The 19,933-nt window shown below is 70.2% G+C and carries 25 protein-coding genes; 21 read left to right on the top strand and 4 right to left on the bottom strand.

The window, feature by feature from the left end:
* Positions 1-1,277 precede the first annotated feature (1,277 nt).
* The 3 genes from AB0G79_RS33155 to AB0G79_RS33145 are packed head-to-tail and all read left to right on the top strand — an operon-like array spanning position 1,278 to position 2,489.
* Complete coding sequence (locus AB0G79_RS33155; protein WP_360813175.1) at positions 1,278-1,466, top strand: hypothetical protein; 189 nt, start codon at positions 1,278-1,280, stop codon at positions 1,464-1,466.
* Between the two features lie 28 nt (positions 1,467-1,494).
* On the top strand, positions 1,495-2,163 hold the full coding sequence (locus tag AB0G79_RS33150; protein WP_360813173.1) for a hypothetical protein: 669 nt from the start codon (positions 1,495-1,497) through the stop codon (positions 2,161-2,163).
* Positions 2,160-2,489, top strand: a complete 330-nt coding sequence (locus AB0G79_RS33145; protein WP_360813171.1) for a hypothetical protein — start codon at positions 2,160-2,162, stop codon at positions 2,487-2,489. The genes AB0G79_RS33150 and AB0G79_RS33145 overlap by 4 nt, the downstream gene beginning before the upstream one ends.
* Positions 2,490-2,616: 127 nt before the next feature.
* On the opposite strand, the gene AB0G79_RS33140 is transcribed toward AB0G79_RS33145, so the two are convergent.
* From AB0G79_RS33140 to AB0G79_RS33130, 3 genes are all read right to left on the bottom strand, one after another.
* Positions 2,617-3,270, bottom strand: coding sequence for a helix-turn-helix transcriptional regulator (locus AB0G79_RS33140; protein ID WP_360813169.1), 654 nt, complete (start codon positions 3,268-3,270; stop codon positions 2,617-2,619).
* A gap of 1 nt (position 3,271) precedes the next feature.
* Positions 3,272-6,751, bottom strand: coding sequence for a DUF927 domain-containing protein (locus AB0G79_RS33135; protein WP_360813167.1), 3,480 nt, complete (start codon positions 6,749-6,751; stop codon positions 3,272-3,274).
* Between the two features lie 221 nt (positions 6,752-6,972).
* The gene (locus AB0G79_RS33130; RefSeq protein WP_360813165.1) at positions 6,973-7,722 is read right to left on the bottom strand and encodes a GntR family transcriptional regulator; all 750 of its coding nucleotides are present in this window, start codon (positions 7,720-7,722) and stop codon (positions 6,973-6,975) included.
* Positions 7,723-7,986: 264 nt separating this feature from the next.
* Between AB0G79_RS33130 and AB0G79_RS33125 the strand changes: the two genes are divergently transcribed.
* The 18 genes from AB0G79_RS33125 to AB0G79_RS33040 all read left to right on the top strand — a co-directional run bounded on the left by AB0G79_RS33125 (position 7,987) and on the right by AB0G79_RS33040 (position 18,566).
* The gene (locus tag AB0G79_RS33125; protein WP_360813163.1) at positions 7,987-9,357 is read left to right on the top strand and encodes a hypothetical protein; all 1,371 of its coding nucleotides are present in this window, start codon (positions 7,987-7,989) and stop codon (positions 9,355-9,357) included.
* Between the two features lie 241 nt (positions 9,358-9,598).
* Entirely contained in the window at positions 9,599-11,527 is a 1,929-nt protein-coding gene (locus AB0G79_RS33120) for a pRL2-11 (protein ID WP_360813161.1), read from the top strand.
* A 57-nt stretch (positions 11,528-11,584) separates the two neighbouring features.
* The gene (locus AB0G79_RS33115; RefSeq protein WP_360813159.1) at positions 11,585-12,028 is read left to right on the top strand and encodes a hypothetical protein; all 444 of its coding nucleotides are present in this window, start codon (positions 11,585-11,587) and stop codon (positions 12,026-12,028) included.
* A complete protein-coding gene (locus tag AB0G79_RS33110) occupies positions 12,015-12,365 on the top strand; it encodes a hypothetical protein (RefSeq protein WP_360813157.1) in 351 nt (116 codons plus the stop codon). The genes AB0G79_RS33115 and AB0G79_RS33110 overlap by 14 nt, the downstream gene beginning before the upstream one ends.
* A 64-nt stretch (positions 12,366-12,429) precedes the next feature.
* Complete coding sequence (locus AB0G79_RS33105; protein ID WP_360813155.1) at positions 12,430-13,161, top strand: hypothetical protein; 732 nt, start codon at positions 12,430-12,432, stop codon at positions 13,159-13,161.
* A 191-nt stretch (positions 13,162-13,352) separates the two neighbouring features.
* Positions 13,353-13,715 carry a hypothetical protein gene (locus AB0G79_RS33100; protein ID WP_360813153.1) on the top strand — a complete coding sequence of 121 codons (363 nt, stop codon included), beginning with the start codon at positions 13,353-13,355 and terminating at the stop codon, positions 13,713-13,715.
* An 83-nt stretch (positions 13,716-13,798) separates the two neighbouring features.
* Positions 13,799-14,071 carry a hypothetical protein gene (locus AB0G79_RS33095; RefSeq protein ID WP_360813151.1) on the top strand — a complete coding sequence of 91 codons (273 nt, stop codon included), beginning with the start codon at positions 13,799-13,801 and terminating at the stop codon, positions 14,069-14,071.
* Between the two features lie 73 nt (positions 14,072-14,144).
* The gene (locus tag AB0G79_RS33090; protein ID WP_360813149.1) at positions 14,145-14,504 is read left to right on the top strand and encodes an RRQRL motif-containing zinc-binding protein; all 360 of its coding nucleotides are present in this window, start codon (positions 14,145-14,147) and stop codon (positions 14,502-14,504) included.
* Complete coding sequence (locus AB0G79_RS33085; protein ID WP_360813147.1) at positions 14,494-14,763, top strand: hypothetical protein; 270 nt, start codon at positions 14,494-14,496, stop codon at positions 14,761-14,763. The genes AB0G79_RS33090 and AB0G79_RS33085 overlap by 11 nt, the downstream gene beginning before the upstream one ends.
* An 11-nt stretch (positions 14,764-14,774) precedes the next feature.
* Positions 14,775-15,200: a hypothetical protein gene (locus tag AB0G79_RS33080; RefSeq protein ID WP_360813145.1), complete on the top strand. Its 426-nt coding sequence runs from the start codon at positions 14,775-14,777 to the stop codon at positions 15,198-15,200.
* A complete protein-coding gene (locus AB0G79_RS33075) occupies positions 15,200-15,433 on the top strand; it encodes a pRL2-19 (protein WP_360813143.1) in 234 nt (77 codons plus the stop codon). The genes AB0G79_RS33080 and AB0G79_RS33075 overlap by 1 nt, the downstream gene beginning before the upstream one ends.
* Before the next feature lie 15 nt (positions 15,434-15,448).
* A complete protein-coding gene (locus AB0G79_RS33070) occupies positions 15,449-15,697 on the top strand; it encodes a hypothetical protein (RefSeq protein WP_360813141.1) in 249 nt (82 codons plus the stop codon).
* A gap of 153 nt (positions 15,698-15,850) precedes the next feature.
* Complete coding sequence (locus AB0G79_RS33065) at positions 15,851-16,180, top strand: hypothetical protein (RefSeq protein WP_360813139.1); 330 nt, start codon at positions 15,851-15,853, stop codon at positions 16,178-16,180.
* Between the two features lie 94 nt (positions 16,181-16,274).
* The gene (locus AB0G79_RS33060) at positions 16,275-16,757 is read left to right on the top strand and encodes a transcriptional regulator (RefSeq protein WP_360813137.1); all 483 of its coding nucleotides are present in this window, start codon (positions 16,275-16,277) and stop codon (positions 16,755-16,757) included.
* A 14-nt stretch (positions 16,758-16,771) separates the two neighbouring features.
* Positions 16,772-16,963, top strand: a complete 192-nt coding sequence (locus tag AB0G79_RS33055; protein WP_360813135.1) for a hypothetical protein — start codon at positions 16,772-16,774, stop codon at positions 16,961-16,963.
* A gap of 46 nt (positions 16,964-17,009) precedes the next feature.
* A complete protein-coding gene (locus tag AB0G79_RS33050; protein ID WP_360813133.1) occupies positions 17,010-17,456 on the top strand; it encodes a protein kilB in 447 nt (148 codons plus the stop codon).
* A 65-nt stretch (positions 17,457-17,521) separates the two neighbouring features.
* A complete protein-coding gene (locus AB0G79_RS33045; RefSeq protein ID WP_360813131.1) occupies positions 17,522-17,998 on the top strand; it encodes a hypothetical protein in 477 nt (158 codons plus the stop codon).
* A 229-nt stretch (positions 17,999-18,227) separates the two neighbouring features.
* A complete protein-coding gene (locus AB0G79_RS33040; protein WP_360813129.1) occupies positions 18,228-18,566 on the top strand; it encodes a hypothetical protein in 339 nt (112 codons plus the stop codon).
* Positions 18,567-18,697: 131 nt separating this feature from the next.
* Here the strand turns inward: AB0G79_RS33040 and AB0G79_RS33035 are convergent, their stop codons facing one another.
* Positions 18,698-19,369 (bottom strand): hypothetical protein, encoded by a 672-nt coding sequence (locus AB0G79_RS33035; protein ID WP_360813127.1) that lies wholly within the window; start codon positions 19,367-19,369, stop codon positions 18,698-18,700.
* Between the last annotated feature and the right edge of the window lie 564 nt (positions 19,370-19,933).

Genomic DNA, 19,933 nt, shown 5'->3' with positions numbered 1-19,933 from the left:
ACATAAACACCAATCACAGCAAAAACTATTTTTTTTATTGTTTCTGTTTTTATGAGGTTTCTTCTTCACTTCTGCTGTGGGTCCCCGCCGGGGGGGCACACCCACCGCCACGGCGCGGCGGGGCGCTTCAGTACGGTCAGTGTGCCCCGTGCCTTCCGTGCCCTCTGACCTGCACTTTTGCGACGGGCGGGCCATTCGCGGGGCGGGCCTGCGGCCCCGCCCCGCGAGACGGCGAGTCTCGCCTCCGGCGAGCCTGCCCGCTCTTTGCTACTTTGAGTTACTAGACCAATCCCCATGTCCCCCAATCTAGATCAATGACACCGGGATTTGTCAAGAGTCTGGGAGTAACTACTTTTAGTCACCCCCTTCCGGTGCGACCGAACGCGCTCCGTAGTCGGAATCTGATGACTCATCAGAAAGCGCGGGTTGGAGGGTGGGGAGGACCGAGCGCCGAAATATCTGACCAGATTGACCGTTCGCCATCCCACCCCGGGGCATTGGACGCAATCCGGGCAAAGCGCGAGGATAGATGAAAAAGCGCAGATAACGGGCCGGGGAGCATGAGCGCGATCCGGCCCGCGCTGCGCCTGCCGGCCGTTTAGGCGGGCGCAGCATCCGGCGGGAACTCTCCTGAAGGGGTGTCCCCTTGCGGGAAAACTGAACGTACTGAACGTACGGGCGGGAGAAAGTGCCTCTGACCTGCGGGAATGCATACGTTCAGTTGGCCGCGAGGAACTGAACGTCCAGCGGGCGAACTGAACGGTGGGACCGGGGCGAGGAGCGGCCCATACATGCCCTGACCTGGGGAAACACCGTATGTTCAGTTCCCGAGCCGAACTGAACATACGAGGAGGCCCCGAGCTTCCCAACTGAACGTGCGCCCGGAGTGCCGGCGCTTCCCGGCGGCGGCCCGGCCCTCGGTTTCACGGTCGGAATCTCCTGACGGGGTGTCCCCTTGCGCGAAAACTGAACGTACTGAACGTATGGGCCCCTGAAACGGCCCCTGACCTGCGGAAACACATACGTTCAGTTGGCCGTGAGCAACTGAACGTCCGGCGGGCGAACTGAACGGTGAGAGAGGGGCGAGGAGCGGCCGATACCCGCCCTGACCTGCGGAAGCACCGTACGTTCAGTTCCTGCGCCGAACTGAACGTACGGCGGGCGCCAACCGCGCCCGAACTGAACGTAGGGCGGGGCGCCGGCCTTTCCGCCCCTCGATCGAGCGGCCCCGGCGGTACGGCGCACGGGCGCAGCCGCGGTGCAGTACGGTCCCGGGCATGAGCGCGACGGAGGCCCCTGAGCCCTACTGCTGGTGGTGCGGCACGAAGCAGGGCCAGGGCGAGCGAGACCCGCGCTGGGTCCTCGTCCAGGGGCCCGGCACGGCCATCTGTAGCGACTGCATCGACCTCGTGACCGTGGTCGTCCAGGAGGCCCGAGCCAAGGAGCCCCAGCGCGGCGGGCACTGATCTTCAGTGCGTGCAGTACGGTCCGTGCATGGTTATGAGAATCGCCCTGGTCTCCATCAAGCCAGGCGTGGGCAAGACGACGTCCGCCATGTTCGTCTGCCAGTCCCTTCACGAGCTGGGCCTCGCGCCGCTCCTGATCGACGCGGACAAGGGACAGAGCGCGCTGGAGTGGATGGAAGAAGCCGAGGGGCTCGACTTCCCGGTGGTGGGCCAGGCCATCACCACCCTGCACCGCAGCCTCCCCGACCTGGAGAACGACCGGGGAGCGGTCGTCATCGACGTGCCCCAGCTCGAAGACCACGAGTCGATCGCCCGGGGCGCGCTGCTGTACGCGGACGTCTGGGTCTTCCCGGTGGCCCCGGCCGGCATCGAGGTCCGGCGCACCAAGAAGAAGCTGACCGAGAAGCTGAACGCCATCAAGGACGAGCGGGAGCGCTTCGGCCTGCCCCGCAATCCGATGGTGGAGGCCGTGCTGCTCAACCGCACGAACCGCCCCTACGCCACGAAGACGGGCCCGGACGCCGACGTCCGCGAGGCCCTGACGACCGGCGAGAGCCCGCTGCATGTGCTGACCAATCAGGTCCAGTTCCATGACGACCTGTACCGCCAGTGCTACGGCCTGCCGGTTGAGACCGAGGGCACCACGTACCCGGACGTCACCAAGGAACTGCTCGCATGGTGGGAGGTCGCGAAGTGAGCGACGAGGAAAAGGCCGGCACCAAGACGCCCCGCCGCCGAGGCCGCCGACGCACGGACTACAAGAAGACAGCGAGCGACGGCGCGCACGCCCCGGTGGTGCAGACCTCGATCCGCACGGAGCCGATCCGCGTCACCCTCGACCTGAAGCCCGCGCAGCACCGGGAGCTGAAGCGCTGGTGCAACGGCGCGGCGGCCGAGCTGGACCTGTCCGCGGTCGCCCTCGCCCCGGTCCTGCGGCTCCTGGGCGAGGAGCTGGTGCGCAACCCCGAGCTGGCGGAGACCATCAAGGCCGAGCTGAGGAGGCAGGCCGCCGAACTGCACTAGCCAGGCTGCAACACGTGTCACGGCCCCACCGGGCAAGTCTCCGGTGGGGCCGTTTGTGTAGGTCAGGGGCGCAACGCGGGGAGCGTGACACCTAGCGTGACACCTAGCGTGACACTCGGCGTGACACCTAGAAGATCTCGCCCTGGGCGTCGGTGCCGCCCGAGCCCCGGTCCTCGCCGGTGTCCTTCGGCTGACTCAGCGGCGACCAGTCGAAGCCGCTCACGTCGTGGACGTGAATGTCGTCCGGGTCGACATGAAGGTACTCCCCGATGGCCTTCTTCAGCTCCTGGACGGCGGCGTCCTCGCCCTCCTCGACGTACTTGTTGACGACCTCGTTCAGACGACCCGGCGGCAGGTTGCCGCCGAGGTTCAGGTCACGGGGCCGGGAGTCCGAGCTGATGGTGATCCAGGCCGTCATCTGCGCACCGCCGCTGAGCGGGGCGCCGCTGAGACCTTCACCCTTTCCGGTGGAATCCGCGATGCGCTTCCGTCGGCCCTTCGGCACCAGGGCCTCGCGGGTCGCCTTGTCGAGCTTGGCGACGCTGTCGGCCTTCGGCTTCTGCTTGCCCGACCGCCACCGCCGCCAGGTCGTGAGCGAGATCCCGGCCGCCTTGGCGGCCTCCTTGTCGTCGCCCTTGTGCTTCTTCTCCAGCCACTTCAGGCGGTCGGGCAGGGACTTCTTCTGCTCGCGCTCGATGGCGCCGGGGGCCCGGCCGGTCAGTTTGCGGATCAGCTTGTCCCGCAGCTTCTCGTGGCCCTCGTCCTCGGTTCCCTTCGGCATGTCAGGCCCCCTTCACCTTCGTCGTCTTCGCGATCCACTCGTCCACGGTCATCGTGGTCTTGCTCTTGAACTGCCCGAGCCCGGTCCCCAGGACGAGGCCGGCGGGCACGTCGTCGGCGGCCTCGACCGCGTCGGAGACGTAGACCAGCTCGTCCAGGTCCAGCTTCACGGGGAAGCGCGGGTTGGAGGTCGGCTGGTTGTCCTTGCTCAGCGGGATCACGCCGCCCGCCTTGTACGCCTTGCGCAGGATGCCGGTCCAGGCCGCGTCCCGGATCGCGTAGCCCCAGTCAGGCCGGGCGATCGTGCTCTGGGACTCGTCCTGGAGCTTGCCGTGCAGGGTCCGGAAGGTGCCCTTCAGGGCGTTGTAGACGGCCAGCTCGTCCGGGTCGGTCGGCTTGCGGTCGGCGTCGACCGGGCCGCTCTCCAGCTCCGCGAGGGCGCGCTGCACGACCTCCTTGAAGTCCCGGAACGCCTTGTACTGGACGCCTTCCGACAGCCACCCCTCGTGGATCTCGACCTCGATGCCGGTCTCCCGGTACAGGCCGATGATCCGGGTGGTCACCCAGGTCTTGGTGCCCGGGGCGGTGTGCACGACCGGGGCCGGGAGCAGCGGGTGCGGCCAGGTCGGCACGGTGATGAGCCAGAGGCCGGCCTTCTTCGGGTCGAACTCCGGGTACATCACGCGCTCCAGCTCGTTGACCGCGATCAGGGCCTCGGAGTAGGCGGGCAGGTAGTTCTTGTTCCCGTCGAAGCCGTGCACGCGCTGCATGGCGCGCTCCTCGTCGGTGAGGTCCCGGCTCCAGGTGTTCAGGTAGTCGTAGGACGGCCACTGGTTGCGCTGCATGGCCATGAACCGCGGCTTCTTGCGGACGTGAGGGGACTTCAGCATCAGCTTCAGTGCGTTCAGTGCCGTCCGTGCGGCACTGACGGAGAACGTCCAGGTCGTCAGCTCGGTGAAGCGGTGCAGCCGGTAGGCGAGCGCGGTGGCGTCCGGCACCTCGGTCTCGTTGTCGCGGGGGAACGCCCGCTCGACCAGCCACTCCGCGACCAGGACCCGGGTCATGCCGGGGAAGTCCCGGTGCTGAAGGACGCTCATGGGCATGACGTTCGGCTGCTTGTCGCGGTTGAACGGCTGGTGCCATCCCGCCTCGACCAGGGTCAGCCACGGGACCTGGAACGCGGCGGCGGCCTCGCGGTCGGCCTTCCGCTTCTGCGGCTCCCAGACCGACCCCTTGGTCCGGGGCCAGCACTCGTCCGCCAGGCCGTAACCGGGGCGCAGGTCCGCGCCGATGACCACGGTCACGTCCTCGGTCGTCGCGTGCTCGCGCAGCAGCTCCAGGAGCGCGGGCAGCGACGTCAGGGCCTCGCCCTCGATCGGCACGAACGCGGAGCCGGTGGCCTCGGTGAGGTAGCCACCGGAGGCGGCCCACACGCTGGACGGGGCGTGCGTCGGGACCTCGGCCCGCTGCTTGCCCTGCTGCTCGCGCTGCCTGGGCTGCTGCTCCTGCTGCTCGCGCTGCTGCACCGGCTGCTGCTCGGGGTGCTGCTCCTGCTGCACCGGCTGCTGCTCGCGCTGCTCCTGGACGACCGGGGCCGCGGCCGACTGCTGCGGCACGACCGCCTTCGGCTCCTGAGCGGGAGAGGCCGGAGCGGCGGCCGGCACCGCGTCGCCGGACGGGCGCAGGTGCTCGTCCAGCATCGGCATCGGGGCCAGGGGCTCGTCCCCGGCCTCGGAGAGCGGCGAGGGGGTGAACTCCTCGGGGTCCTCCTTGGTGACCCGGCGGAACACGTAGCAGTGGACGTAGCCGATGGTGTCACCCAGCCACTCACGCTTGGTCAGGCCCTGCCGGGACTTCGACTCCTCCAGCACCAGGCGGCCGTCCTCGCGCAGGTCCCGCAGGCCGGTGCGCGGCGAGACGATATCGGCGGAGGCGCAGATCACCTTCAGCTTGTTGGAGAACACCGCGAGGCGCTTCTCCCCGGCCTCGTCGTAGACGCAGCCGTACGCCTCGGAGACCGACAGCGACTCCATCGCGCTCGCCGTGGTCACGACGCCGCTGGTGTAGGCGGCCTTGGAGGGGAAGAGGGACGGCTTGGTCGCGAAGGTCTCCGCGATCACGGACATGAGCTTGTCGCCCTGCCGCATCGAGGTCTCGCGCATCTCCGCGACCTGCTGCGAGTAGACGCGGAGGCCGGCCGACAGCGCGTTCGCGCGGGCGCCCTGCACTCCGGTGATCTCCTCGAACAGCTCGGCCCCGGCGACGCCGACCGCGATGTTCTTCCCGATCCGGGCGTCCGGGCCGCTGGTCTTGTGCACGCCGAGGTCGCGCTGAGCCTTGGCGATGGCGAGCCAGGCGCGGTCCAGGTCGATCCCGTCCCGCAGCCACTTCAGCGGCCACCCGTACGCGAGATCGGCCAGGTACTTCAGCTCGTCCGAGGTCTGGGCGTCGCGGGTCAGGAGGAACGGGAGCTCCAGGACACGGACGTTCAAGCCCTCCTGCTCGGTCGCCATGCCCAGCAGGGAGTCGTTGCCGGTGGAGATGACGACGCCCCGGTACTTGATCGTCCGGTCGGTGCCGCCGCCCTTCTGCCGGGCGCGGGTGCGCTGGGCGCCCTCGGTCAGGGTGAAGATGAGCTGTTCGGCCTCGCGGGGCGTCATCCGGCCCACCATGCCGATCTCGTCGCGGAAGGCCGTCAGGCACCCGAGGCGCAGCAGGTCCTCGGTGTTGGCGACCTTCGCCAGGTTCCACGTGCCCATGACCTCTTCGGGCCGCCCGAAGAAGGACGACGCAATCTTGATCATCGAGGACTTACCGCCGGAGCTTCCGCCGCCGGTGTGGCAGATGAAGCACTGGAGCCGGAACGGGGCCAGGTAGACGCCGCCGATCGCGACGCCCAGGTACAGGGCGGCGTTCTCGTTGCCCGCCTCGCCCATCAGGACCGAGATCCGGTTCCACACGCCCCGGGCGTTGGCCTCGGTGCCGCAGGTCTCGCCGTACCCGTGCGGGCCGACATCGCCGGGCGGGAGCTGGAGGCCGTCCGCCGTCCAGCCGGGCACGGCCTCGACCCGCGGGGCGTCCTCGGCCAGCTTGGAGATCGCGGTACCGGCGGCCTTCACGACCTTGTCGTCCAGGGGGGCGAAGCCGAAGTCGAGCTGCTCCATCCAAAGACCTGCCTTCAGGCCGTCACGGCCGCAGAGGATCGTCATGGTGCCGGCGGCGTCGACCGACAGCCGGAACTCTCGCACGGTGATCTTCCGGTCACCGCCGCGTCGCAGCACCACTTCGAGGACATAGGGGAGGGGCGCGACCATCTCCCAGCGGGTGTCTTCGCCCCGCCCGGTCTGGAGGTACACGCCGCGCGGGTACGTGTCGTCCGCGCCGATGGAGTACGCCCACGAGCCGCTGCTCATGGGGATGGAGGGGCCGGGCCTGCCCGGCGTCCTCTTCGTGTCGCTGTTCGTCTGTGCCTGGGGAGGCACCTTCCCGCCTTTCTGGCGGGGTGTTCTAGCACACTTGCCCACTGGTGCTGCTGGCCTGGAGGTCAGCCGCTACAGTGGACGCGACGAGGGCGCTAGAACGCCCGCCTTTCGGAAGATCCCCAGCCCCACGGCTCTGACCTCGTGGATGTGGCTGGGGATTTTCTGTTATCGGTTGTGGATCAAAGGACCCTAACGGGTGAAGCGGACACCGGGTTCCGGTGTCAGTCCAGGTCCCAGCTGTACGAGAGGTCCCAGAGGTGCACCGGCATGACGTGCACGGTGACCTCGACAGTCCGTCCCTGAGCGGTGCGAGCGACGTGGGTCAGCTCGTAGACCCGGGAGTCGGACGGGAGCCGGAGCACTTCCTGCTCGTGCTCGTCGGGCGTCCGGGTCCGGATGGTCTCGGTCACGGACTTCTGCTGGCTGTTGCTCTCGCTGAGGCGGCTGATGATGCCGCCTGTACCGGTGTCGGTCTGGCTGGCACCGGCGGACGAGGCGACGTCCTGGGGCAGGTACGTCACGGCGATCTGGACCGGGACGTCGTCCGCGAACATCTCCCGGGACCGGGTCACGACGGTAGAGCCCGGCTCGACGTCCAGGAGCTTCGCCACGCTGGCCGGCGCTTCCTGCTCGCCCGGGACGGTCGTCCACCGGGGCTGAAGGCCGTGCTGCTTGATCTCCGCGTCGAAGGCGCCACGGGCGCCGTGGGCCTCCCTGAAGCGGGTCGTGTAGCGGGTCGGGACCTGTCGAAGGATGACAGGGATGGGCTGCACAACTGCCTTCTTTCCTCGTCGGATGAGTACGCCCTCGGCCATCAGGTGAGCGACGGCCTTGTTCACCAGGGCCCGGCTGCTGCCCAGGGTCTCCGCCAGGTCGGCCTCGGAGGCGAGGGCGGCCCCCGGCTCCTGGCCCGCTACGAGTGAGCGCAGGGCCTTGATCGTTGCGGGAAGGCTCGGCTTTTCGCTGGTCATGGGTCCTCTCCTGATGCCGATGTGGTGTGACACAACGTATCACCTGACCCCCTATTCTGCCGTCTTCAGGGTCTAAGTTGTAGTCATCACTTGCATTGTTACACAATCCCTGTCAGTGTGATGACGAACGCAGACCCCGGAAACGGGTGAGCCCGACCGGGCTCCTTGCACAGATGACCGGTCGGGCTCCAGTCCCGAGAGGGACCGCGTCCAGGCTATGGCCTGGGTGCCGGCCCCTCTCACATGACCCGAGAGGAACCCCCCGTGAAGTTCAAGAACGAGCGCCGCACCCGCATGGTGGAGCGCACCCACGACGGCGTCACCAACGAGGTCCCCGAGCACTACGACGTGCCGGTCCCCGTCCTGCCGAGGGACTGGGACGTCCTGGCCGTCCGCGCCGGCGTCACTGTCGTCGGCGTCCTGACCACGGTCGCGGTCGTCTGGTCGACGGTCAGCATCGGTGCCCTGCTGGGCGGCGGCATCGGCTTCGCCGCGGCCGTGGTCTTCGACCTGGCCTGGATCGTCAACGTCCTGCTGGAGTACCTGAGCCGCTTCGACGCCGACAAGCGCGCCTTCGCCAAGAAGCTCGGGTGGGGCCTGCTCGCCGCGACGATGGGCGCGATCCTCTGGCACGGCCTGAAGCTCGACAACGTCGCCCTGGGCGTCGTCGGCGCGGGCGTCTCCCTCTTCGCCAAGGTCCTCTGGATGGGGATCATGAAGTTCATCAACCGAGACCTGAGCGAGGCCGACCGGCACTGGGTCGCCGCCGAGGTCTCCAAGGCCAACGCCAAGCTGGCCGTCGCCTCCGCCCGCCGGGCCGTCGCCCGCATGGAGAACTCCGCCGCCGCCGAGCTGCTGGCCGCCGAGCGCGACCGCACGATGATCCAGCGCGCCGTGGCCGCCAACCGCGCCGAGATGGCCGAGCCCGTCGCCGCCGACCTGCCGGTCATCGAGCACACCACCCTCCCGGCCCCGATCGCCCAGGCCGAGGTGCCGGCCATCGAGCCGACCCGCAACACCGAGACCCTGACGGCCGCCGTCGACCGGATGCGCCTGGCCCAGCTCGCAGCCGCCGACGGCTACGGCGACACCTGGCACCGGGCGAGCCGCGAGGCGGACGAGGCCCTGGAGACGGCCCTCGCGGACGGCTGGAGCATCAAGGACGTCATGGGCGCCGAGCGCCCGGCGACGATGGCCGGCCGCGAGCGAGAGCTGGAGCTGAAGAAGGCCGCCGCGACCGCTCCGGACGAGTCCGGACTCCCCTTCAACGTCCGTCCGGACGCGTCCGGACGTCCGGAGCGGACCGGGTCCGCGCAGGTCACGGGCTCGGACGAGGGTGAGAGCGTCCGCCCGGACGTTCCGCAGCGTCCGGAGCCGCAGCCGGAGCACACCGGGCCCAAGGAGCGCTCGGAGCGCGTCCCGGACCAGCGTCCGCCGTCGATCCGGGCGGGGGTCCGGCTGCTGACCGGCATGGGCATGGACGACGCCAAGAAGATCGCCACGCAGCTTGCCCAGGTGCTCGGCCAGGACGTCTCCGAGGAGACCGTGGCCCGCGAGATCCGCCGGGCCAAGAGCCCCGCCGGCGGTGCGGCCGAGACGACGCTGAAGGACCCCGGGACGGGCCTCTACAACTAGGCCCGGAAACCCGGAAAAGGAGAGGGGGGAGAATTCTCCCCCCTCCCTGAAAGCCCCTCATATCCCGCCCGGCGGGAAAGGCTTACCGGCTTGTCCGACCCGCGTAGTAGGAATGCAGCAGCAAGAAACCGCAGTTACGGGGAAAGGGACCGCGCCCGGTCGCAACGGGCGCGGCCCCACCGGTCCTTTCGGACCGTGCCAACTCCTCTGATCCACCGCAGGGAACAGGAGTAGCAAGCAGATGATGGCACGCAAGCAGCAGCCGCAGACGAACGACAGCGAGGCCGTGGCGAAGGCCCTGGCCGCCCTGCCCACCACGGCCTGGCGCTTCTTCTCCGGGGCGCCGATGGACGGCAAGCCGCGGACCGACGCCACCTGGACCCACCGGGGCACCCGTACGGCCCGCGAGGACGGCCGCCAGGCCCACCGCTGGGACTACCTCTCCCGCGCCGAGCGGGCGGGCGTCCGCTGGGCCGCAGCAGCCGCCACGGGCGGCACTGGGTACGCGTACGTCAACGACCCGACCACCACCCTCGAAGCGCTCCAGGCCGGCGGTTTCACCCTCGGCTCGGCGGCCTCGGCCTGGGTCGGTTTCCGGCTCATGGACGGGGCCGTGACCTGGCGTCACCACCGGGACTGGATCTGGCCCCTGCACATCGCGCTCCGCGAGAAGCTGGGCTACCCCGAGGGCACCAAGCCCTCCCGGTACATCCACGTTCCGGTGAATTACGAGCAGATCACCGGCGACGCCATCCGTATCGACCTCCCCGCCGATTTCGCGGGCGAGGAGGGCATTAAGAGCGCGGTGAAGACCACGCTCACGAACAAGCTGGCGCTTCAGGACGTCACTTTCTCGTGGCACACCGAGGGCAAGAACCACCACGTCCTGGTGAAGCAGTCCCCGCGCCCGCCGTCCAAGGTCCTTTTCTCGGACCCGGAAGTTCAGAAGCTCATCGAGAAGATGCCGGAATCGGCCCCGCTGATCGGCCTTTCCCACCGTGGAAAGCCGGTCTCCGTCGACCTGGACGCGGAATCCCCGCACGTTCTGGTCTCGGCCGGTACGGGTGGCGGTAAGTCCGTCATCCTCCGCGCGATTTTCGCCCAGCTCCTGAAGCACGGAGCCGAAGGCGCGGTTCTCGACCGCAAGCGCCACTCGCACAAGTGGGTGCGCGGACTTCAGGGCGTCGCCTATCACCGGGAAATCGCGGACATTCACGATGCCCTCGTGGCCCTCGGAGAAGAGGGCGAGCGCCGTAACCGAATCGTGGACGCCTGGGAGGGCGACGACCGCGACGCCCCCGTGGGCCCCCGTATGGCGATCCTCCTGGAGGAGGCCAACGCCACGATCGGAAAGCTGAAGCGGTATTGGAACGCGGTACGGAAGACGAAGGCCGACGAGGACGGCCCCGCCGACCCGAAGGAATCCCCCGCGATTGACGCGCTGGGCGAAATCCTTTTCATGGGCCGCGCGGTCAAGATGCACGTTCTCCTCGTCGCCCAGTCCGCCACCGCCGCCGCCCTCGGCGGCCCGGAGATGCGCGAGAATTTCGCCACCCGAATTCTCGCGCGCTACACCCGGAACGCCTGGAACATGCTCGTCCCCGAGGTGCAGCCGGCGCCCAAGTCCACCCGCCACGTGGGCCGCGCGCAGGTCGTCCTCGGCGGCGCGGCCCACGAGACGCAGGTGCTCTTCTTCACCCCCGAGGAGGCCCGCCGCTGGGCCGAGCTGGGTCGCAACGTCGCAACGTCTCAGCGTCCCATCACACCCGCCCACCTGGGACAGGATGCTGTGAACGTCTCAACCGAGGCTGTGACGCAGACCCTGCCGGCCATCCCCGCGCAGGGCGGCCCGGCCCCCCTGCGCGAGGACGCCGAGGGCTTCAAGGCCGACATGGAGGCCCTGTTCCAGACCGAGGCCACCGAGGAGCTGAAGGCCGCCCCGGACCCCGACGCCCCGGTCACCCTGAAGGAGGCCGTGGAGAACGAAATCGTCTCCGTCAGCCTCGCCGTCCTGCGCAAGGAATCCAGCGACAAGACGCGTGGAAAGGAATTCCCCGCCTCGGTCGGAATCCACCCCAAGACCCGGGGCAAGCTCTACCGGCCCTCCGAGCTTCAGCGCTGGGAGCGCAACCGCCCGAAGGCCGGACAGACCGCCGACAACGACGACTGACCAATATCTGATCCGGGGGCCGGTCCACACCGGACCGGCCCCCGGGAAAGGCCCGGAATGGGAATCCTCAGCTATTTCCGCGAGAAGAAAGCAGAAGCGGAAAGAGAAAAGGCGCGAGAGCACCACTGGAAACTGGTCAACAAGTCCGCCGATATGGCGATCTCCGAACTCGTCCGGGACAACATCCGATCCGAGCACGGCTATCTGTACGCCGCCGACGTAATCCGGATCGGACGAGAACACTTCAACTACGAGATCCCGACCGAGGACGCGGACGCCGCGCTTCACAACCGGCTCGTCCACCGGGGATACAACCCCCGAAGGTTTCAGCCGAATTGGGATTACCACCACGGCCCCACGATCCGCGACAAGGAACCCGAACCGTGCAACGGATTCGATTACCTGTCGCAGGACCTCCCGGACTACCCGAACTGCCGCCGCTGCAACTGGAACATGACGACCCACCACGCGAGGAAGGCCAAGGAAAATGCCGAAGACTGACCCCGAGATCCCCGTTTCGCTCTCCAAGGAAGACGACGAGGAGAGCGGCCGGAAGTCCTGGCTCCCGGCCTGGGTGAAGTTCCCCAAGTGGACCCCGACCGCACTCATCTGGTCGGCCTGCTTCCTCTCCGCCGTCGCCCTCGCGACGATCGTCAATTTCGTGACGCGGGTGATGCTCGCCCTTCACGAGTCCTCGCTCCCGTGGTGGGGCCTGTTCTTCGTCTACTCGTTCATCGGCGGCGCCCTCTTCCGGGCCTCCAAGGAATTCGCCGCCTGGTACTCGTCCGGCAAGAGCCGATGGGGCGTCTTCACCCGCTGGGCCAAGGGCCTCGTCTGACCCGCCGTCCGGCCCCGGCGGAAGTCGCCGGGGCCGCCCCCGAATTCACCCGAAGGAGACAGCCGTGACCGACACCCGATTCCCCGCGAGCAGCCGCGGAACGCTTATCCCGCTCATGGTCGACGCCACCACCGGCCATGTCCGCAACCTCGACCTGGAGGTGACGCCGCACCTGCTGGTGGTCGGCCGAACCGGATACGGCGCGACGTCCGCGCTCCGCCTCCTCGCCGCCCAGGCCGCCAAGGGCGGGATGGACGTCCGCGTCATCACCGCCAAGCCCCGGGAGTGGAACAGCCTGACCGGCCTGCCCGGTCTCGCGGTCCACAACGCCCGGGACGAGACCGGCGCCCCGTTCGCCATCGAGGAGTTCACGTACGGGATGACGTCCCACCTGGAGGACTTCCTGTTCGAGGGGCAGAAGGCCAACGCGCTCCTGGTGGCCGACGGCCTGGCCGAGCTGCGCGGGGTCCTGCTGGGCGGAGGCGCCGAGCGGCGGCCGGCCCTCGACGCCCTGGCGGAGGTCGCGCTGCTCGGCCGCGCGGCCGGGTACCACCTGGCGGCCTCGATCCGCGCGGACCAGGCGGGGCAGATCCCCCGGGCCTTCGTGGACTGCTCGGCGGTCCTCACCCTCGGCCCGATCGGCAACCGGGTACGGGGCGCGCTGCTGGGCGCCGCGCCCGGACCGAGCGGGGCGCCGGCGGGACTGGGCGGGGGCGAGTTCGCGGACTACGACGGCCCCAGGCCGGTCCGGACGCTGTGGCTGGACGAAGCCCGGCTGTGGTGGCCGGAGGACTGACGAGCGGCGCAGGACCCCTTCGAGGCCCCCGCCCAGGTCAGGGCGGGGGCCTCAGTGCTTTCAGTGCGTGCAGTGCCTTCCGTGCCTCACCACCTGCGAAGAATCTTGCGAGACCGACTTGACCCGACTGTACGGAAGTCCGTACAGTCAGTCATGTACGAAGTTCCGTACAAACCCTCTGGGAGGTCCCCGTGATCAAGCACCCCACCCTCCGCGCCCTCGCCGTCGCCCTGCCGATCGGCGGCCTGCTCTTCGGCGTCCAGCACCTGTGGGGCGAGACCCCGGCCCGCTGGCTCGCCGTCGCGCTCCTCGCCGGAGCCCTGGCCGACCTCTGGTTCCACCGCACCAGCCGCTCCGGCTACTGGATCGAGCGCGGCACCGACTCCGAGGTCGGGGAGCCCTGCTGGGTCGTCAAGGGCGGCCCCTTCGTGGACGAGGACGACGACGAGACCGTGGTGGGCGAGCTGGGCACCTACCGCCAGGCCCGCCAGTACATCGCCCGCAACGAGCGGCTGTGGGCCGAGGCGATCGACCGCCAGGGCGCCCGCGGCTGACTCTCCGGCCGATGTGCCCCGCACCCCCGCCCCGGGCGTGCGGAGCGCATCGGCCGGAGAGCCCGGCCAGGAAGGAGCACCCCGTGACCAGCAAGAAGATCCAGGCCCTGGACAACCAGGAGATGTGGGTCCTGACCCCCGCCGAGCAGGCCCGCCTCGTCGCCCTCGCGGGCCGCGCGGGCGTGAAGATCGTCCGGGGCAAGAGCCCGGAGAAGCTCGGCGGCCGGATGGACCAGGTCTGGGCCGACGCCCGCGCCCGCATCCTCGCGGAGGAGAAGGCCGCCGAGGACGCCAAGCAGAAGAAGGCCGATGAGAAGGCGAAGGCCAAGGCCGCGCGCGGCTCCATGTGGTGGTGACCAGCAGCCGGACGCAGCAGGGCCGGGACGCCTGAATCGTCCCGGCCCCGCTCGACACCGAGGGGGAACCTCGATGCGAAAGCGACGCTACCGCCCCGCCGGCGAATCCGGCGCCATCCCCGAGTACCGCAAGCGCCTGGCCCCCGAGGGCCTGGCCACCCGCCGCCAGCTCCGCGCCCGGGGCCTTCGCCCCGCCGGGCACGACCCCGTCGCCCAGGTCCGCTACTGGCGGCACGGGTGGCAGGTCGCCTACCTCTACCGGATCGACCTGGCCAAGCCCGTCCGCCCGATGACCCCGGGCCGGTGGCGCTCGGTCCAGGCCATGATGCGGGCCCGCCGCACGTGCCGTCAGTGCGGCACTGAACGTCAGTACGTCATCCCGTCCTCGGTCGGCTGCTGCAACACCTGCGACGGAGTGCCCGATGCCGACTGACCTGACCCCCACCCCGGACTTCCCCGGCATCCACCTCGGAGGCCGAAACGGGGCGTCCTACGCCTGCGCCTGCGGCAGAGTCCGCAGGGAAGGCCCCGGCCTCGACGTCGAAGCCCTCTCGGCCGAGTGGGAGACCCACCGCGCCGAGTGCCGGCCGAAGCGGATCGGGCCCGCAGCAGCCCCGACCCGTTCGGGTGGCACGACCAAGAACCGCAAGCGCACGACCACCGACGTCGCCCACGATGGCGGCCTGTTCTAGAGGAGAGACCCGTGACCTACTCGGCCCCGACCCCGGCGACCGCGTACGCCGAGGCCCCGCCGATCGCCCGCGAGACCATCGCCCTGCTGCGGCTCCGCCGGGAGCTGGGCGACGAGCGCCCCGCCTGGTACCCGCCGGTCGGCGTCCACGAGACCCGCGAGATCCTGCTGCGCGAGGCCGCCCTCCTCGACCGCCTGGCCCTCACCGACGCCGAGGCCGGCCCTGACGCGTTCGCCGCCGCCGAGGCCATCCGGGACTTCGACGCCGCCCGCGGCCTCGGCCCGAACGGCACCAGCGAGGGCCCCGTGCCCCCGGACGCCCAGCAGTGGCAGGACGACCCCCGCGGCTACGTCCGCATGGAGTACGAGCACTGGCTGACGGTCCCGCCGTGGAAGCCGCCCGTCCCCGCCGCCCAGGCCGGGAAGGACCGCGCCTGATGGACACCTCCAACCTGTCGCCCGCCGACCTCTCGCACGCCCTCCTCGTCGCCGTGCTCATGCACAACGGCGGCTCCCTCGACCTGCCCCGCGAAGCCTTCGCCCTCGACGCCCTCGGAGGCCCGGACGGCGCCTGGCACGCGGTCGGCATGGAGCCCCAGGAGGACGGCACCATCCGTATCTCCGTCCGCGTCCGGCCCGACGTCGACGGCGCGGGCATCTCCACCTACTGAAGGAAGGCCCCACCCATGACCGACCACGCCCCGACCGTGCTCCTGCGGACCGCCGAGGAGTTCGAGGAGCTGCGCCGCGCCGTGACGACCGTGGAGATCCCGGCGGACCTGCCCCGGTGGCACCCCAACGAGATCTCCCAGTGGATGACCGAGCTGGCCGAGGACGAGTCCGTGTCCGTGGACGACCGCCGCCGCGCGGCCCTCGCGGAGGCGTACGCCCTCGGCATCGAGCCCGACGACCTGGAGGAGCCGGCCGACGTCTGACCGGCGCTCCGCAGCACCACGAAGGCCCCGCCCACCCCCGGGCGGGGCCTTCAGTGCGTTCAGTGGGTGCAGTGCCTTCCGTGCCTAATGACCTGGCGAGACGACTTCCTGAGAACCACTTGACGGCATGTATGGAAGTCCGTACAGTCTCTCATGTACGAACTTCCGTACACGACTGCTGGGGAGGGCTCCATGAACGCCAAGGTCACCGCCGGACTGCTCGGCCTCTTCACCATCTGCGGCCTGGCGATGGCCGCCCTGGTGGGCTTCTTCGCCCTCGACCACGGCGCCACCACGACCGCTGCCGGCACCTTCGCCGCCGTCGTCTACACGGCCACCGTCGCCACCATCGCGAAGTGCGCCGGCCGCTCCGGCTCGGCCGCGGTCTGCCAGACCCTCCTCCTGATGGTCGGCGGGGCCGTCGCCCTCCTCGGCGTCGCGCTCCTGCGCCCGACCGGCGTCCGGCTCACGCCCGCCACCTGACCCACCGCACGACAACGGGGCGGCCACCCACTGCCAGGCGCGCGGCCACCCCGTCCGACCCGATCCGAACCAACAGACCAGGAAGGCACCCATCATGACCGACACCACCGCCGCCGCCGTCTTCGCGGCCGTCTTCGCCGCCCTCTGGATCGCCCACAGCGTCGGGGACCACTGGGTCCAGTCGAGCTGCCAGGCCGCCACCAAGGGCCTGCCCGGCTGGACCGGCCGCGCCGCCTGCGCCCGCCACGTCCTCGGCCTCAGCCTGACGAAGGGCGCCGTCCTCGCCCCGGTTGCCCTCCTCCTGGACCTCCCGCTCACCGCGGCCGGCCTCGTGCTCGGCCTCGGCCTGGACGCCGCCTCCCACTACTGGGCCGACCGCCGATCCACCCTCGCCGCCCTGGCCAAGGTCTGCGGGAAGGGCGAGTTCTACTCGCTCGGCACCCCGACCCACCCGGCCCACCCCGTCACCGCCGAGGGCACCTACGCCCCCACGCTCGGGACCGGCGCCTACTCGCTCGATCAGTCCTGGCACGTCCTGTGGCTCGGCATCGCCGCCCTGATCATCGCCACGGTCTGACGAGGAGGAACCCCATGTTCAACGCAGGAGACAAGGTCCTCTTCCTGAGCTGTGAGGACGACCCCCGGGCGGTCGGGAAGACCGGCGTCATCATCGACGAGGTCCCCCCGGGCCCCCTCACCGAGGGCCGCTGGACGGTCGGGAGCATCAGCATCTGGATCGCCCCCGTCCTCGTCCACGCCCACGAGATCCGCAAGATCGGCTGACCGGCTCACCACCGCCCGACCACTCACCAGACCAGGGGGAACCCACATGCTCGCCACCGTCCTCGCCATCGTCGGAACGCTCCTCGGCGCCATCGTCACCGGCTCGATCCAGCACATCAGCCAGCGCTCTACCCGCCGCGCCGCCGACGCCGCCGCCCGCCGGGCCGAGGGCCTCGCCGCCCTCACCGACCTCGTCACCGCCCTGTCCGACCACCGCCGCGCCATGTGGGTCCGCGAGGACCTGAGGCTCCGGGGCGAGGACTGGACCGAGGCCCGCGCCGAGAGCCACCGCACCCGCTCCGCCATCACCGCCCCGCTCCTGCGCGTGCAGCTCGTCCTCCCGGCCCTCGCCCCGGCCGCCCGGAAGGCCGCCGAGACGACCTACACCCTGCGCGGGGTCGCCGGCCGCGACGTCCTGGACGTCGCCCGGGACAACGCGATCCGCGCCACGGACGAGCTGGTCGCCGCCGCCGGCCTCGCGTACGCCTCCTGACCCAACCCCACGACCACGGCCGCCCGACCGGGCGGCCGACCCTCCCACCACAGAAGGAGTCCCCGATGGACCCGATCGCCTTCGTCCCGCCCAAGGAGTCCCGCCTCGGCGGCGGAGACCTCGTCATCAGCCTGACCCCCAACCAGTCCAAGGCCCTCGGTCCCGAGGCCGGCCCCCTGGCCGACTGGTTCCACTCCGCCCTGATGGCCCTGGCCCTCCTCCGCACCGGCCGCAACTCCGAGGGCGAGCCGTACTTCGCCGGACCGGCCGACTGGTACACGGTCATCAACGACCTCGACCACCGGCTGATCCCCCGCCTGGAGGGCATCCGGGACGCCGCCGTCCGCGCCCACGCCCGCACCGGCGGCACGGTCCAGGACCTGGCGTTCGCCATGGACGTCGCCCGCAGCACCGCCCAGTACCGCCGCGAGGCCCTGCTGAAGGCGATGGAGAGCGTCTGGGAGACCTGGGCGGTCGACGGCGGCCCCGAGGACAAGGGCCGCCCCGAGGACTACGACCCGCGCACTGCGCCGCCGAAGTAGGCCGTGGTAAGCGGCGCCCGACCTCACCATGGTGAGCGCCAACCTGATAGGTCAGACCCCCAAAACCCCAGGTGAACAACCCTGCTGATAGGCCGTGGTAAGTCCCGTGGTGAGTACGCCGCGCCGGACTCACCACGAAGGCCGGCACCCGAGGCCCGCCGATCCCCGGCGGGCCTCCGTCATGCCGCCGCCCACCCGGCGACGGCCGATCGAAGCCGAGGAGCCCCTGATGACCCCGACGTACGAGACCCACCAGCGCCGCGCCGTCGAAGAGGACGGCACGGTCCACGCCGCCCGGTACGCGGGCGACCGCCACAGCTTCACCACCGCCTGCGCCGTCTACCCCGCGCCCGCCGCCGCCCGCCTCGACTCCCGGCCCCTCCTCCGGATCACCTGCGCCGGGTGCCTCGCCGCCCTCCGCGCCTCGGACGGAGACGACCACCACGACGAGTGCGCCGAGGGCCTGGCCCTCGGGGACGTCTGCTGCTGCGCCGTCATCGAGGCCGAGGAGGAGGCGTACCGCCAGGAGCCGGCCGACATGTTCGCCCGCGAGTGGGGCACCCACTGAAGGCACTGAACACACTGGCCTTCCGTGCCACCTGACAAGCCAGAACGGCCCCGCACACACCCGTGCGGGGCCGTTCTGGCACTCCAGGGCCCTCCGACCCTCCAAGGCCCGCAGAAGGCCGTACAGGGCCCCTACTGGGCCCGGCGGAGGGCGGCCCGCAGGACGTCGCCCGTCGTCACGATCTGCTCCCGCAGCCGGTCCCGCTCGGCCAGGGCCTCCGCCGGAGCCGCCGACGCTCCGGCCGCCACCAGGGCCGCCAGACCGGGCGGAGCACCGGCCCGGAGCGCGTCCTTGTACTTCCCGACCGGCCCGTCCCCCCACCGCGACGCCCACGCCCACAGCGCCTCGACCGCCGGCGCGCTCGTCCAGTAGCAGCCGCGGACCATCTGCTCCGCGACATCGTCCGGGAGCTTCACCGTCAGCCGCGCCGTCAGGGCCGTGCTCTCGTCCTCGCCCTCCTGGTTGTTCGGGACGCCCACCGGGCGCCCCGGGGCGGACGCGGCCTCCGCCGGCACCGGCTCCCAGTCCCGGTCCAGCCGCCGGGCCCGCAGCTCGGCGCGGACGGCCCGGAGCATCACCAGCTCCACCGACCCGGCGAGCTTCCCCGAGGCCCGCAGCCGGGCCCGCTCGATCCGTACGCGGGCCCGCGCCTCGCTCAGCGCCCGGCCCCGCAGACCCGGGATTCCCTCCCGCTCCCGGGCGGCCTTCAGCCACTCCTCCTCGGCCTCACGGGCGGCCTTTACTACAGGCTTGAGCCCCAGCAGATCCGCCGGGTACACGGCAACGACGAACGATCGCGACATGGTCGGAGAGTGTAGCGACGTGTCGAAAGTGGCCCCTGAGCTGCGAACTTACGGTCAATCTGTCCAGATAGATCAGAACCGGGCCCCGGCCCCGGGCCGAGGCCGGCCTCTGAGAGCCGAGCGGTCCCGCGCACCCTCGCCGGACCCGTTCCTGATGAGTCATCAGAGAACGACCACGGAGCGCGTTCGGTCGGGATCGGAGTACGTGACAGAAAGTAGTTACCTCTAGACGCTTGACAAAGCATGGGCAGGTTGTTCTAGATTGGTCGACATGGAAATTGGTCTAGTAACTCATCGTAGCGAGCGAGGGGGCGGGTTCGCCGGAGGCGAGACCCGACGTCTCGCGGCCCGGATCGCGGGCGCGAACCAGAATCGGCCCACATTGCACAAAACCGCAGGTCAAAGCACACGGAACGCACGGCGGCCACTGAACACACGGAACGAGGCCCGCCGGCCGACTCGCCCCGGACCGCCGAAGGCGGTCACTCCGCGTCGCCAAGACTGCCGAAGGCAGTCAGTCAGCCGACGTCGGATTCGCCCTCGGCCGGCTCACCGCCCGGCGTG

This window comes from Streptomyces sp. NPDC020807 (assembly GCF_040641575.1).
GTDB lineage: Bacteria > Actinomycetota > Actinomycetes > Streptomycetales > Streptomycetaceae > Streptomyces.
This window is presented reverse-complemented; position numbering and strand designations above follow the sequence as displayed.